This window comes from Rhodanobacter hydrolyticus, from assembly GCF_044904645.1.
Genome location: NZ_JADIKK010000008.1, coordinates 3,505,980 through 3,520,124, shown reverse-complemented (window position 1 = coordinate 3,520,124; position 14,145 = coordinate 3,505,980). Strand labels below are relative to the sequence as shown.

The following is a 14,145-nucleotide window of genomic DNA, read 5'->3' as shown; positions in this document are numbered from 1 at the left end:
CAGCGCCAGCAGCAGCACGGCGGTCAGTGTGTTTTTCATGGTGGTTCCCCGGCACAAAGTGGTTGTCAATGCACCAAGGTAAGCATGCACTGGCGACGGCGCAAGACCGCGGCTTCATCATCAATTTGAACATCATGCAAAATAGCCGCCGCACCCAGTACGCCGGGCTACGTAAGTGCCTCATTCACAGGAGCCGAGCATGTCACGCTGGAAAGCCGCGGGCATCCATCTCGCGATCAGCCTCGTTCTGGCCACGTCGATCGGCGCCGTCTTGTATTTCCTCTGGTTTCCACCGCCCTATTTCATCGCCGCCGGCGCCAGCAAGCTGATGCTCGTATTGATGGGGGTGGACATAAGTATCGGCCCCTTGCTGACCTTGCTGGCGGCCAACCCGCGCAAACCGAGGAGACTCTTGAGGCTGGATCTCTCAATCATCGCCGCCTTGCAAACGCTTGCGTTCGGCTATGGCATCCATGCAATTGCCGCCGCACGGCCAATCTTCATCGTCGCGGAAGCGGATCGGTTCGTATTGGTAGCCGCCGACGAAATCAGCGATGCGGATCTGGCCCAAGGGGACCTGCCTGCTTTTCGCAAACGCTCGTGGACTGGACCTATGCTGGTGGGAGCCATCCCTCCGTCGAGTAGTGAGGGTGCAGCGTTCGCCTTGAAGGTCTTGTCCAGTGGCAAAGACATCGATCGGCTTCCTCGCTTCTATGTACCTTACGAACAGATCGTCGGCAGGTTCATTAGCCATACCAAATCACTGGATCAACTCGTCAAGGCCACACCGGATCAACATCGGCAACTCCGACAACTTCAGACTGCGATGGGGGGCAATCCGTTGCTGGCGCTCCCGCTGCTGCGCGGCGACCAAGACTTCACGGTCATCCTTTCGCCAAAGACCAAAAAGCCACTGAAGATTCTGGCCATCGATGCCTGGTGACCAGGCCATCGACGCAGAGCCACGAGGGCTGCAGGCGCATCAGTGATTTCCATCGCATTTCCGGCGCCTGTCGTCGAGCAACGCCTTGCCCTTGGTATGGATCATGCCTAGATCCATGGAATCCTAAGGGGGATAAACCATGCCATATCAACACAAAGTTTCAGGGTTCACCTTGATCGAATTGATGATCGTGGTCGCGATCATCGCCATCCTTGCCGCCATCGCCATTCCTGCCTACCAGAACTATCTGATCCGTGCCCAGGTCACCGAAGGCGTGAATTTGGCCGATGGGGTCAAGTCTGCAGTTTGGGACTACGCTGCCAACGTCGGCAATTTCCCAACCAGCAATCAATCTGCCGGCTTGCCGTCTCCAGCCTCGATCAGCGGCAAGTATGTCTCCGGCGTAAACGTCACCGGGGGCAAGATCACTGTGTCGTACGCAGGCCCGGCTGCCAACCAGGCCATCCTGAGCCAACAGCTGGTGCTGTCTCCCACCATGGGTACCGGCAGCATCAACTGGACCTGCAACACCTCCGGTACCACGATCAACCCTAAGTACCTGCCGGCGACCTGCCGCAATTGATAGCCGGCCCGCGCGGGAAAACTGACAAAATGCGTCACTTGTCGCCATAAATTGCACGCATACCGATGGGCGACTGCCCTCCGATCTAGGCACATTCGACTGTTCCCAATCCATCGGAGCTGTCTTTCGTGACAGTCTCCTCAGTAGCGATTACGCAAGATATGCGGCAATATTCATGCATGATGACGTGGCATGTTCGGTGCTTCGCATCTGCCAGCTTCCTGGTCGTTCCTGACCATGACGTTATGGGGTTCGATCCCGCCTAGGGGGTATCGGGGCGGAACCCAGGGGGCCACAACGCTAGCTAGCCAACAGAGGAACCACCATGAAGAACTTGCAGAAAGGCTTCACCCTGATCGAACTGATGATCGTGGTCGCGATCATCGCCATCCTCGCCGCAATCGCCATCCCGGCCTATCAGAACTACCTGATCCGTTCGCAGGTATCGGAAGGTGCTGTGCTCGCCGACGGCGTCAAGACCCCGATGGCCGAGTTTTATGCCAATAAGGGATACTGGCCGACCACCCCGCAATCCGCTGGCCTGCCGTCGAATGTCGCCTCCATCAGCGGCAAATACGTGACCCAGGTGAGCGTTGCCACCTCCGGCAAGATCATCGCCGAGTTCGGTGGCCAGGCCAACTCAGCCATCAACGGTGCGTTCTTTGCTCTGTCGGCCATCCCCAACGGCGGCAGCATCTCCTGGAGCTGCAACAACGCTGCCACCACCGTCAACGCGAAGTATCTGCCGTCTTCCTGCAACAACGGCGGCTGATTTCCAAAGATCGTGTTCACTGCGAAGGGCCGCTACATGCGGCCCTTCGCTTTTCCAAAGGCTGTCGGAAGATGATGCAGCAGCGACATCAACAGATTCTTCCCGTGGCGACCTTGTTGCTGACTGGCCTGCTTGCGCTCTGGGCCTATTGGCCCGGACTTTCCGGCGGATTCCTGTTCGATGACCTTGGCAGCCTACCTGCGTTGGGGGCATACGGCCCGGTAACTCACTGGGATACGTTCTGGCGCTACATCACTTCGGGCACTGCCGACCCTACTGGGCGCCCGCTGGCCATGTTGACCTTCTTGTTAGACGCCCATGACTGGCCAGCCAACCCTCTACCTTTCAAACGAACCAATCTGATCCTGCACCTGCTCAACGGTGTACTGCTGTACCTGCTACTGGCCCGCCTCGGCAAGTTCCTGGGAATTGAAAAGAGGCGCAGCAGTGTGGCTGCGTCGCTGGGCTGCGCACTGTGGTTGCTGCATCCCTTGATGGTGTCCACCACGCTATATGTCGTGCAGCGCGAAGCCATGCTGGCGACTGTTTGTACATTGGCGGGGCTGCTGCTTTGGCTACATGGTCGTCACCGACTATGCGAAGGCCGGCTGAAGTCCGGCATGATGTGGAGCGTGCTCGGGCTGGGCGGCTTTACCTTGCTTGGTACCCTCGCCAAGGCCAATGGTGCGCTCCTGCCGTTGTACGCATTGCTGATAGAAATCGTTCTGCTGCGAGACCGACATCCCGTACGGCCCCATGCTTCGCGCCGCGCCTATCGCTGGACCATGGCGGTTCTAGGCCTTCTTCCTGCCCTCGCCCTGATCGGCTACCTCGTGAAAGCCGGCGCGCAGGGCCTGATGACTGGCGGCCCGGTTGGCATCCGTAGTTGGAGTATCGGCCAGCGCTTGCTGACCGAACCACGCGTGCTGATGGATTACCTCCAATTGCTGTGGTTACCTCGCCCTTTTTCCAGTGGCCTTTTCAACGACCAGTACGTCGCCTCGAGCTCGTGGCTGCATCCGGCAATCACCTTACCTTCCACACTGGCGGTGTGCTCGCTAATTGCCGTTGCATGGTGGCAACGTAGGTGGCATCCGGCATTCGCGCTTGCACTGTTGTTCTACTTCGCGGGCCAGCTGCTCGAATCTACCTCGCTTCCATTGGAACTCTACTTTGAGCACCGGAACTACGCGCCGGCTCTGCTCATGTTCTGGCCACTGGGGCTGTGGTTGACGGATACATGCAGGTTGAAGATCTTCAAAGTCTCATTGGTGGTCGTACTCCCTTTGATTCTTGCCACCATCACGCATGCACGCGCCGAGGTGTGGGGCGACGTAAGGACACAGGGATTGGTTTGGGCTAAGATCAACCCCGCCTCGCCCCGGGCTCAGGCGAATGCCGCTGAAATCGAGATGGAAAATGACCGGCCACTGGCGGCAATAAATCGCCTTGAAGTCTCGTTGGCCGCGCACCCCGAACAATCCCAACTCGTTTTCAACCTGATCGACGCCCGTTGCATGGTTGGGGGCGTTGGCATGACTGATACCGATGCCGCACGCAAAGCGATGCAGAGCACGACTAGCACCGGCACTTTGTTCGTGCGCTGGTTTGAGCACGCATTGCCAATCGCCATATCGGAACGTTGCCCCGGGCTTGACCTGGCAACTTTGCAATCCTTCATCGACGCAGGCCTGCACAACCCAAGGCTGTCCGCCGCAAACTCTCAACAAGATTTGACTTGGCTGCGTGGCCGCATCGCGCTTGCCGAACACCAACCCGATGTCGCGCTGATCGAATTCGAGCGCGCATTGGATATGCAGATTCGTCCGGCCTTTGCATTACAGGCCGCTGCCACTTTGGGAGCAGCAGGATATCCACCACTTGGGCTGCAGTTGCTAGATCACTATCAGCTGGTGAAAGGAAATATCACCCATGCCCAAGTAAGCATGTCTATGCTGCACGAATGGGTGCTGGAGCGACAGAATTACTGGCAAGATGAGCTAGCTCGCCTTCGGGCCACTTTGCAAACCGATACGACAACCCAATACCCCTCTGTCCCGGCTGCCAACCAAAAGCATCCATGACGACGCTTCCAACCCCACGCGATTCACGCAAAGATTGGCTTGCTGTGCTTTTGCTTTGTGCATTGCTGATGCTGCCTAACCTGCTGTGGTTGTGGTACTACCACAGCCTTCCAGTATGGATCGAGGGTTTCGTTTTCCCCGTCGTCCTGCTACTGGTTTTCTTCGCCTTGTTCGGTGACGTGCCCTGGCTGGGTTGCCTGTTGTTAACTCCATTCGCGCTGCTAGCTCCGATGGAGGCGTACTTCGTCTCAAGGTATCAGCACCCGACTTCGGCTGAAGTCATTGCTACCTTGATGGCCACCAACCCAAACGAAGCTCGCGAATACCTGGGAACCTCCCTGATTCCTCTCGCTGTGATTCTGCTGTCCTCGACAATGCTGAGCCTAGGGTGCGCCTGGAGGTGCTTCCGCGTCCGCCTGCGATGGCGAAATTCATTCCGTACATGGACATTGGTGATTGCTGTAGCCACCCCCTTGGCTGCCGCAGGCGTCGCCGCAATAACCGATAGAGAGGCATCGCAGAAACCAACACATGGAACATTAAATCTCGGGCCAATGCTGTCCGGCACCATTGCGCTCGGCTACCCCTTTGGCGTGGTTGAGCGCATTGCAACATATCATTCCGAATGGATCAGCATGCGTGCCGATGCCGCCAAGCTTGATGCGTATCGTTTTGGAGCACATCTGGTAACACTCAAACCGCAGCGGCAAGTCTACGTACTGGTGATCGGCGAAAGCAGCCGTCGCGACCATTGGCAACTCTTTGGCTATTCGCGTCCAACCAACCCCGAACTCAGCCATATGACAAACCTTGTGCCCATCACGCACATGGTGACCTCGTGGCCAGAATCAATCGACGCCATTCCGCTGATTATCACTCGCAAGCCGATTACCAACCGAAGCATAGCATTTGGGCAGGCATCCATACTTCGAGCCATGCAAGAAGCCGGTTACGAGACATTCTGGATTTCCAACCAATTGGCAATTGGCTACTTTGATTCACCAATCGCGGTGTACGCTTACGAAGCGCAGCATGTTGAATGGCTCAACCATTCCAGTTGGAACGCCCCCGGCAGCTACGACGGCAATCTTCTGCAACCTCTGCACAACGCGTTGAGCAATACCCAGGGCAATCTTTTTATCGTACTGCATATGATGGGAAGTCACCTCCAGTACGACTTTCGCTACCCTGACAAGTTCAAGCAATTCAAACCTACATGGAGCGACTCGATCAGCCAGGTACCAAACGGCGTGCGCCTGCAGAACAGCTATGACAACACCATCCTGTATACCGATCATGTGCTTGCAGCCATCATAGACACGCTGCGCAAAAGCGACGCGATCAGCGCACTCTGGTACGAGTCAGATCACGGTGAAATGTTAATTACGCCAACCTGCGACCAAGGAGGCCACGGAATAGGCACCAAATACGAGTATGAAATACCTGCACTGTTTTGGTACTCGGACGCTTACGCGACGAACTTCCCGGACAGGCTCTCCACTTTGCGCAGCAATGCGGAAAAGCGCACCCTCAGCACCAGCACTTTCCCTTCATTAACGGACATGGCTGGAGTGGACTTTCCAGGGCACGACGAAACGCTCAGCCTGTTCAGCCCAAGCTGGCGGTATCGCCCTCGCATCGTCAACTCAAGCATGTGGAGCGTCGATTTTGACAAGGCGACCATTGGCAAGAAGTGCCCCATCGTCCTTCCACAATAACTCGGGCGCCTCATACATGGTTCGCACAAAACCCTCCAGGTCTTCCATCCATTCATGAAGATATTGCGATTCCGCCGCCCTGGCTTTTGGCTGTTGCTTGGCTTCCTCGGTATCACGGCTGCGATCTATTGGCCCGGTCTCTCCGGCTACTGGCTGTTCGATGACTACCCCAATATTGTCGACAACCACGGCGTGCAACCTGCAAGTACCAGCATACCGGCCTTGATAAATGCCGCCCTCTCATCACCCTCCAGTGATTTCAAACGCCCCTTGGCTTCATTGAGTTTTGCTGCAAATTACCTGGCTAGCGGGCTGAATCCATGGAGTTGGAAACTGATCAACCTGATCATCCACTTGTTGAACGGATTGCTGGCGTTCGTTCTTGCCAAGAAACTGCTCACGGCTACCTTGAGAAGCACAAAGACTGAAGGACCAGGGGAAATCCTTCCTACTCCTGCAGAACAGCAAACAGGCATTCTCGCCGCACTGATAGCTGGCGGCTGGCTGGTGTTACCAGTCAACGTCACAGCCGTGCTCTACGTAGTGCAGCGCATGGAGAGCATGGCGAATCTCTTCGTAATGCTCGGCCTGATCGGCTATGTGGCAGGTCGCCAGTCCATGCTGCGCCAGAAGCAGCAAGGCTGGGCTGGGCTGTCACTCTGCGTATCCAGCCTCATCGCCGCAACTTCCGTAGGGTTACTGGCCAAAGAAACTGCGGTTATGTTGCCGCTCTACGCAATTTTGATCGAATGGCTCGTTTTCGGATTCCGTAGCAACGAAAATCACAAAGATTGGCGCATCGCCTCACTATTCGTGATGGTATTGCTCCTGCCGATGATCATTGGGATCACATGGCTGCTGCACGGACTATTGAATCCAGCAGCATGGGCAACACGCGATTTCACCATGAGCACGCGATTGCTCAGCGAAGCCCGCATCGTGATGGACTATCTAGTGTGGACAGTACTGCCAACACCACATGCACTATCGTTCTATCACGATGACTTCAACATTTCGACAGGCCTGCTCCAACCATGGACGACACTGGCTTGCGTCCTCGCACTTGCCGCCTTGGGCGCCGCGATCTTCGCGATCCGAAAGCGCCAGCCTCTCGCCGCCCTTGGCCTAGCATTGTTCCTCGGCTGTCAGTCGCTAACTGCAACCATTATTCCGCTGGAACTGATCTTCGAGCATCGCAACTACTTCGCCAGCTTTGGCTTGATGCTGGCAATCATCCCATCACTGACACCGGTTCGAAGCCAGGCCCTCGAAGTAAGCCGTTTCATGTTTGCACGCCGCGTACTACTGATTGGCCTGCTGCTGCTATGGGCAAGCCAGACTCTGGCCACCTCGATCGAATGGAGCAACCCGATCAGCATGGCTGAATCGTTGGCAGTCCGTCGCCCCACCTCACCGCGTGCCCAGTACGAATTGGGACGCACATACATCATCTATTCGAACTACGACCCCACATCGCCCTTCACCAAGCTGGCCTATGCGCCACTTGAGCGTTCAGCTGCCCTGCCCGGTTCGTCCATTCTCCCCGAGCAAGCGCTAATCTTCATGAACGCGCGAATGCACTTGCCCATCAAAGATGCCTGGTGGACCAGCCTGATTGGCAAGCTCAAGGCACACAAGCCGGGCATCCAAGATGAGAGCTCATTGGCTGCACTGACCAAGTGCGTGCAAGACAGCTTTTGCGATCTGCCTGTCAATCGCATGATGGAAGCTTTCATGGCCGCGCTTTCACATCCCAATCCCGATGCCCGTCTGCTTGCCAATTATGGTGATTACGGCTGGAACGTGCTCAACGACAAGGGTCTTGGCTTGCGCATGACTGAAGCTTCCGTGGAAGCCGATCCTCACGAACCCGTCTATCGAATTACCTTGATACGAATGCTTGCAGCGCTCGGCAGGAAAGAGGATGCGCTGGACGCCATCAAGCAACTTGAAGCATTGAATTATGGCGACCGTCTCAGTGCCACGTTAGCGCAATTGCGCGCACTCCCAGCGCTGCAATGAAGAAAGCTCACCATAAGACACATTCGGCATTACCCAATTATGCGCGTACTCCTGACAAGCCCCTCTTATCCAAGCGATGAATTGGATTGGCGCGGCGTATTCATTCGTCACATGGTCGATGCGCTCGCACGATCCGATGGCGTCCAATTGGGTGTCTGGGCCCCTCCCGGCGAGTTACCTGCTGACGCGACAGCAGTCACTACCGCAGCGGAAGAGCAGTGGCTTCGACGGCTCATGTCTATGGGAGGCATCTCGCATTTGATGCGACAGGGGCGCATCAAGGATCTTTTTGCTCCTGTCACCCTACTATGGATGCTGGCGTCGGCTTATCGCCGAGAATTTGCGACCGACATCTATCACATAAATTGGCTTCAGTGCGCCCTTCCATTACCGAACGACGGCAAACCTGCTCTGGTTACCGCTCTAGGCAACGATCTCAAGTTACTTCGCCTTCCTCTGATGCGTCGAGCATTGCGACGAGTCATGCGTGGACGAAAAACAGTAATTTGCCCAAATGCCGAATGGATGACTGAACCGCTGCAAGCGGCGTTTGGCGACGTTGCCGACGTGGTGCCTGTCTCTTTTGGCATCGATACGTGCTGGTACGCCATTGACCGAGATGTCACTGCATATCCCACCAAACAGTGGCTGGCGGTTACTCGCTTGACTGCAGACAAGCTGGGCCCATTATTTGATTGGTCGAAAGAGTATTTCCAAGGTACCGAACGCAAGCTGCACTTGTTCGGCCCCATGCAGGAAAGCGTTGAGGTTCCAAATTGGGTGCAGTATCACGGCGCGGCGACGCCAAGACAACTAGCGACTGACTGGTTTCCGTACGCCAGCGGCCTTATAACGTTGAGCCGCCATGCAGAGGGGAGGCCGCAAGTCATGCTAGAAGCCATGGCTGCCGGGCTGCCGATCATTGCCTCGCGCATGCCTGCACACGCAAGCATAGTGAACGACAAAGTAACCGGCATGCTGTGTGACAACCCGGAAGACTATGGCCATGCGTTAACCGCTTTGGAGAACACCGAAACCAATCGGCATTTTGGCAGCGCAGCGCGCAATCGGGCTCTGCATGAGTTCGGCACCTGGCGCGACTGTGCCCTCCGCTACACTGGCATTTACAAGAAGCTGCTCGAGGGTGACGGCATTGCGTGACTCCATCCTAGTCTTTGGTGCAAGTGGTTTTGTAGGATCCGCACTGACACATGCACTCGCAGAGCGCGATGAAAGGGTGATCGCTGTAAGCCGTCGCCCTGTGGATCTTCACATGAAGAACGTGGAGGTCATCACCAGCAATTTGAGCCAAGTGGAACACTTCCTACCCTTGCTCAAACGTAGCCGCGTGGTGGTTTATGCCGCTTCCTGCTCGACGCCAGGAAGTTCGGCAGACCGTCCAATGGAGGAGTTGCAGCACAACCTGCGGCCATTGGTTACCATGCTACAGGCCTTGCAGTGTCATCCCCAAACGGAGCTGCTCTATCTTTCTTCCGGGGGAAGTCTCTACTCTACCAATCCGGGAGAGAGTGCAAAGGAAAATTCAGCCATTCAGCCGCGCTCCTATCACGGTGCGAGCAAAGTCGCAGCCGAGCACTTCATCGGCGCTTGGTGCAGCCAATATGACGGAAGTGCCACCATATTGCGGCCGTCCAATCTGTACGGTCCCGGTCAAATAGTGCGCGCCGGTTTTGGCATCGTCCCCGCCTGTATGAAAAAAATTAGTCGCGGCGAAACATTATCTGTATGGGGTGATGGATCCGTAGTTCGTGACTATCTCTATATCGACGATTTCATTAAGCTGTGCGTCGCCGTGGCAGAAACGCCGGCGCCGGTCGGACACCGTCCTTATAACGCGGCCAGCGGTATAGGCATTAGCCTCAATACTTTGTTCGATACTCTGCAATCAGTTACTGGCAAATTCTTGTATCGGGACTACGATGCCAGCCGTGCCGTCGATGCACCGTATATCGTTATGGATGCCGGCTCGGCCAAGGAGCAGTTCGGGTGGAGCGCCGGAACTTCTCTGCGCGAGGGGCTGGAGAAAACATGGGCATGGTTCAATACCACTCAGCCGTGAATCCCCCGGCGGTACCTGACTGCTCGGTATGTATTGCCAACTATAACGGCGCCGCATTGCTTACCGAGTGTCTGGAGTCCGTATTGACTCAGCAAGGCAGCCATAATATCGAGGTCATTGTTCACGATGACGCCTCGACGGATGACTCGCTTGCCCTGCTAAAACAACGCTATCCACAGGTAGACATAATTGCCAGCCAACAAAACGTTGGCTTCTGTATTGGCAATAATCGCATGGTTGCGCGTGCCCGAGGAAAATATGTCCTCCTGCTTAATAACGATGCCACGCTAGCACCAGACGCCATCCAGCACCTGCTAGGCGAAGCCACGAAAATCGATGGACAGGCAATCTTGACGCTTCCACAACTGGATTGGGAGAACGACACCCTGGTCGATCGCGGGTGCCTTTTGGATCCATTCTGCAATCCAATTCCGAATCTTGATCCCAGGAGGGATGAAGTTGCCTATGTCATTGGCGCATGCCTGTGGTGTTCGCGCGATACTTGGCATGAACTCGGCGGCTTCCCGGACTGGATGGGATCAATCGGTGAGGATTTATATCTTTGCGGAGTCGCCCGTCTGCACGGCATACCTGTTCGCGCACTGCGCAGTAGCTACTATCGCCATCGACAGGGCGCAACCTTTGGCGGGAACCGTGCCGATGCCGGCCTGCATACCTCGATCCGACGCCGCAAGCTGAGCGAGCACAACAAGACCCGGGCGTTGATGATTCTGACTCCCACCCTGCTGATGTGGCCGTTACTTTTCGCGCACCTAATCGCGCTACTGATCGAGGGCCTCATCCTCTCTTTACTGCGTCGCAATACCACGTTGCTGCACGAGGTTTACCTGCCGGCCTTTGCATCCCCGTTTCGTGAAGGCGGCTTTCTACGCGCGCGCCGGCGCGAAATACAGGCGACGCGTACGATTTCAATCGCAAAATGGTTCTCGACGGTGAGTTGGCAACTGCGAAAGCTCACAATGCTGGTCCGGCACGGGATGCCGAAGATATCCTAAGGTCGCATCGCACTCTCAGCGGAGTGCACGAAGCGGCAATCAAACCGTGCCGCATGGATTACCAAACCGCTACCCGGGCACGTATATAAAGCAGTCAATGCGAGCGTGCAGCTTAACGACGGACCTGTCTCGGGGCGCTGCATCATCTAGGCATCTAGCCTACGTGCACAACTTGCAGGCTCGGCAAAGGAAACACCAACGTACGTCCAACGTAGTTGGGATTGGCAAGGAAATGGCGACGAAAATGCCACGGAAGCACAAGGAAATAGTCGTATCCATGTGCGAGCACATCCGCTTCGGCGGTTATCGGAAGAAACGTTCCGGGCGTCATCGCACCGAACTTATCCGAATTCACTTCCCCCACCTCGGTAACATCATTTGTGCTGACGTCGCAATACTGCAGCAGCACGTTGCCTTTCGTCGATGCACCAAGAGCAGCGATGGTCTTGCCTTCAGCCTTCGACTTAGCCATAAACGCTCGTAGGGCATCACGCGACGCCGCGACATGGCCAGCGAAATCCTTGAACGGTGTAAGCGTGTCGAAACCGCGCGACCGCTCTTCGGCAAGGATGTGCTTGACGTCAGGACTTTCCGGAATGCCGGACGTTGTCTTAGCTGCGGTTACCGAAAAACTGCCTCCGTTGACGCTGTTGAACTCGACATCGACGATAGTGAAGCCAACGCGGTCCGCCATCCACTTCACTTGCTTGAGGGCGTAGTACTCCAAATGCTCATGGCAGACCGTATCGAAGGACAGTGAATCAAGCATCGCCGGCATGTAGCTCTGTTCGAACACCCATACGCCATCGTTTGCGAGGACGTTGTATACGTCCTGCATAAAGGCCATGGGCGACTCGAGGTCATAGAACATCGAGAATGACGTCAACACGCGCACACGTTTGTCTGGCCGCGCTTTTCGCAGCGAATCGGCGGTAAAAAAGTCGGCACACAAGTCAACGTGCGGCTTGTAGTACTGGCGGAACTTCGCAGCAGTGGGGTCGACACCTAACAGGTCGATGCCAAGCGACTCCGGGTAGGCACCTAGCGTTGTCCCGTCGTTGGAGCCGACGTCAACAACAAGGTCCCCAGCTCGCAGAGATACCAAGTTGAGCACTCGCTCTACCTTCGCGCGCAGATGCTGCACCATGCTCGCGTTGAGTCCAGAACGATAACCATAGTTGTCGCCATACATTTCGCCCAGATCGTAAGACTCCGCGAGCTGCAGCAAGCCGCAAGCTTCATCCCCCATGCATTTCACCAGCCTCAGCGGACCGGAGGTGACTTGCGTGTCGCGTGAACGCGGGAACACTCCCGTCAGCATTTGTTCGCCGAGGTCGAGAACCTGCTCAAGATGTGTGTTACCGCAAATGCGGCAGCAATCGATGGAACTGTATGTGTTCGATGGCATGTTGGTCTCGTCAGAACGAAGTGTGTCGGCGCGCGTCAGCGGCTCGCATTGCTTCGTCCAAGGTTTCGATAAAGAAGCGCGGATCTTCATGCCTGAAATGCCCGTACAGCCGCGCCGGCCAATACAAAAGACCCAGCGGGAGGCGAGCGATATTTCGTGCAAGCAATCGCTTCCACGCCGAGCCGAAGCGATCGCGCATCAACTCGTATTCACGCATTGAATATCGCCCGTATGCACGTTGCAGCAGCAGAACGCGCAGTAGGCGCCATGGCTCCCGCGGCGTTGCGACGCGCTTGGCACCATCCGATATACCCTCGAACGACCATACCAGTTGCGGCCACCGCAGCATGAAGATGTCGAAGGCGCGCGCATTCCATTGACCGTTGCCGTTGCGGATCACTACAAGCGGCTCGGCCAGGATAATTGCAGTGCCCTCAATTGGCTTGCGGAACAAGACCCCTACGTGCACGAAGCCACTGCCGAAGTAGTCTTCGGGGTTGCGCTCGAGCCACAACGAACGACGCACGACCACCGCTCCGACAAAAGTCACGTGAGCAATGACCTTGCGGAAGAAGTCATCCCACTCCCCGGCGACAAACACACGGTCCTGCGACAGGCCAGGGCGGGAGCGCATCAATTGTTCGCGCAATTCCAGGTCACGAACTTCACAGCTGACGATTACCAGGTCATGAGCCTCTCGCACCGCAGCCAGCACGCGGGCTACCGCACCGGGTTTCAGCACATCGTCGTCCGTCATCAGCCAACAGTGCGTGCCATTGGCGAGTTGCACGGCGTAGCTGCAGTCGCGATCGAAACCGGCATTGGAAGCTTGTGCAGCCTGACCAGCGAGCACATAGCGAATCTGTGGGAAGCGAGCAACATAAGACTCTACAATGCCCTTCGTCCCATCGGTCGAGCCTCCGTCGACGATGACGATCTCCATGCCAGGATCGAGCTGCGACACGATGCTGTCCAGCGTCTCACCAATGAAGTTCGCCCGGTTGAGCGTGGGAATGCAAATGCTGAGTTCGGCGTTCATGCGCCTGCACCTAGCGTCTTGAAGCCTACGAGCAACTGCGCGTCACCTGCGTCGGGTTGCATCACATAGCTGCGGCGCCCGTACATCGCGATCGCCCGCACGTTGTCTTTGCGTACACGCAGACGTATCGCCGGAGCACCCCGATAACGGGCCATCGCTTCAAGATATTCCATCATCAGTCGACCGAAGCCGCAGGTACGCACGTTAGGATGCACCGCGACCCCCAGACTTGGAACGTCATAACCTTCATTCCAGCCACGCAACAGGCCGTAGGCCCGCACGTTACCCTCTTCGAGAAACACCACATACAGATCCTTGCCGGGTCGTTCGGCGATTGCACGCAACGTTGCAACATCGCCGGCATGCGGATGGAAGAATACATCGTCGCCAGCAACCTCAAGATCGGCAAAAAAGCGCGCGAGCGCCACTTCGCCACCTGGCCGCAACAACAGACATTCAATCGCGCCGGATGCGGGCATG

General features: G+C 56.4%; 12 protein-coding genes. 9 read left to right on the top strand and 3 right to left on the bottom strand.

Annotated features, from left to right (window positions below; all coding sequences use genetic code 11):
• Positions 1–199: 199 nt before the first annotated feature.
• From ISP25_RS18385 to ISP25_RS18345, 9 genes are all read left to right on the top strand, one after another.
• Positions 200–943, top strand: a complete 744-nt coding sequence (locus ISP25_RS18385) for a hypothetical protein (protein WP_404615899.1) — start codon at positions 200–202, stop codon at positions 941–943.
• A 139-nt stretch (positions 944–1,082) separates the two neighbouring features.
• Positions 1,083–1,526 (top strand): pilin, encoded by a 444-nt coding sequence (locus tag ISP25_RS18380; RefSeq protein WP_404615898.1) that lies wholly within the window; start codon positions 1,083–1,085, stop codon positions 1,524–1,526.
• Positions 1,527–1,851: 325 nt separating this feature from the next.
• Positions 1,852–2,298: a pilin gene (locus ISP25_RS18375; protein WP_404615897.1), complete on the top strand. Its 447-nt coding sequence runs from the start codon at positions 1,852–1,854 to the stop codon at positions 2,296–2,298.
• Between the two features lie 71 nt (positions 2,299–2,369).
• Positions 2,370–4,382 (top strand): tetratricopeptide repeat protein, encoded by a 2,013-nt coding sequence (locus ISP25_RS18370; protein ID WP_404615896.1) that lies wholly within the window; start codon positions 2,370–2,372, stop codon positions 4,380–4,382.
• On the top strand, positions 4,379–6,100 hold the full coding sequence (locus ISP25_RS18365; protein WP_404615895.1) for a phosphoethanolamine transferase: 1,722 nt from the start codon (positions 4,379–4,381) through the stop codon (positions 6,098–6,100). Before ISP25_RS18370 ends, ISP25_RS18365 begins: the two co-directional genes overlap by 4 nt.
• A gap of 54 nt (positions 6,101–6,154) precedes the next feature.
• Positions 6,155–8,122: a hypothetical protein gene (locus tag ISP25_RS18360; RefSeq protein WP_404615894.1), complete on the top strand. Its 1,968-nt coding sequence runs from the start codon at positions 6,155–6,157 to the stop codon at positions 8,120–8,122.
• Positions 8,123–8,161: 39 nt separating this feature from the next.
• Entirely contained in the window at positions 8,162–9,283 is a 1,122-nt protein-coding gene (locus ISP25_RS18355) for a glycosyltransferase family 4 protein (protein WP_404615893.1), read from the top strand.
• Entirely contained in the window at positions 9,225–10,202 is a 978-nt protein-coding gene (locus ISP25_RS18350; RefSeq protein WP_404616345.1) for an NAD-dependent epimerase/dehydratase family protein, read from the top strand. Before ISP25_RS18355 ends, ISP25_RS18350 begins: the two co-directional genes overlap by 59 nt.
• On the top strand, positions 10,172–11,218 hold the full coding sequence (locus ISP25_RS18345) for a glycosyltransferase family 2 protein (protein ID WP_404615892.1): 1,047 nt from the start codon (positions 10,172–10,174) through the stop codon (positions 11,216–11,218). The genes ISP25_RS18350 and ISP25_RS18345 overlap by 31 nt, the downstream gene beginning before the upstream one ends.
• A gap of 154 nt (positions 11,219–11,372) precedes the next feature.
• Here ISP25_RS18345 and ISP25_RS18340 read toward each other — a convergent pair whose 3' ends face one another.
• From ISP25_RS18340 to ISP25_RS18330, 3 genes are read right to left on the bottom strand one after another with little or no spacing between them, the layout of a single operon-like run.
• Positions 11,373–12,716: a class I SAM-dependent methyltransferase gene (locus ISP25_RS18340; RefSeq protein ID WP_404615891.1), complete on the bottom strand. Its 1,344-nt coding sequence runs from the start codon at positions 12,714–12,716 to the stop codon at positions 11,373–11,375.
• Positions 12,637–13,665: a glycosyltransferase family 2 protein gene (locus ISP25_RS18335; RefSeq protein WP_404615890.1), complete on the bottom strand. Its 1,029-nt coding sequence runs from the start codon at positions 13,663–13,665 to the stop codon at positions 12,637–12,639. The genes ISP25_RS18340 and ISP25_RS18335 overlap by 80 nt, the downstream gene beginning before the upstream one ends.
• Positions 13,662–14,144 carry a GNAT family N-acetyltransferase gene (locus ISP25_RS18330; RefSeq protein ID WP_404615889.1) on the bottom strand — a complete coding sequence of 161 codons (483 nt, stop codon included), beginning with the start codon at positions 14,142–14,144 and terminating at the stop codon, positions 13,662–13,664. The genes ISP25_RS18335 and ISP25_RS18330 overlap by 4 nt, the downstream gene beginning before the upstream one ends.
• Position 14,145 lies beyond the last annotated feature (1 nt).

Bases quoted from the DNA above. Each gene is read 5' to 3' on its own strand.
- ISP25_RS18385 (WP_404615899.1), top strand. From the start codon at position 200: ATGTCACGCTGGAAAGCCGCGGGCATCCATCTCGCGATCAGCCTCGTT.
- ISP25_RS18380 (WP_404615898.1), top strand. From the start codon at position 1,083: ATGCCATATCAACACAAAGTTTCAGGGTTCACCTTGATCGAATTGATG.
- ISP25_RS18375 (WP_404615897.1), top strand. From the start codon at position 1,852: ATGAAGAACTTGCAGAAAGGCTTCACCCTGATCGAACTGATGATCGTG.
- ISP25_RS18370 (WP_404615896.1), top strand. From the start codon at position 2,370: ATGATGCAGCAGCGACATCAACAGATTCTTCCCGTGGCGACCTTGTTG.
- ISP25_RS18365 (WP_404615895.1), top strand. From the start codon at position 4,379: ATGACGACGCTTCCAACCCCACGCGATTCACGCAAAGATTGGCTTGCT.
- ISP25_RS18360 (WP_404615894.1), top strand. From the start codon at position 6,155: ATGAAGATATTGCGATTCCGCCGCCCTGGCTTTTGGCTGTTGCTTGGC.
- ISP25_RS18355 (WP_404615893.1), top strand. From the start codon at position 8,162: ATGCGCGTACTCCTGACAAGCCCCTCTTATCCAAGCGATGAATTGGAT.
- ISP25_RS18345 (WP_404615892.1), top strand. From the start codon at position 10,172: ATGGGCATGGTTCAATACCACTCAGCCGTGAATCCCCCGGCGGTACCT.
- ISP25_RS18340 (WP_404615891.1), bottom strand. From the start codon at position 12,716: ATGAAGATCCGCGCTTCTTTATCGAAACCTTGGACGAAGCAATGCGAG.
- ISP25_RS18335 (WP_404615890.1), bottom strand. From the start codon at position 13,665: ATGAACGCCGAACTCAGCATTTGCATTCCCACGCTCAACCGGGCGAAC.
- ISP25_RS18330 (WP_404615889.1), bottom strand. From the start codon at position 14,144: ATGCCCGCATCCGGCGCGATTGAATGTCTGTTGTTGCGGCCAGGTGGC.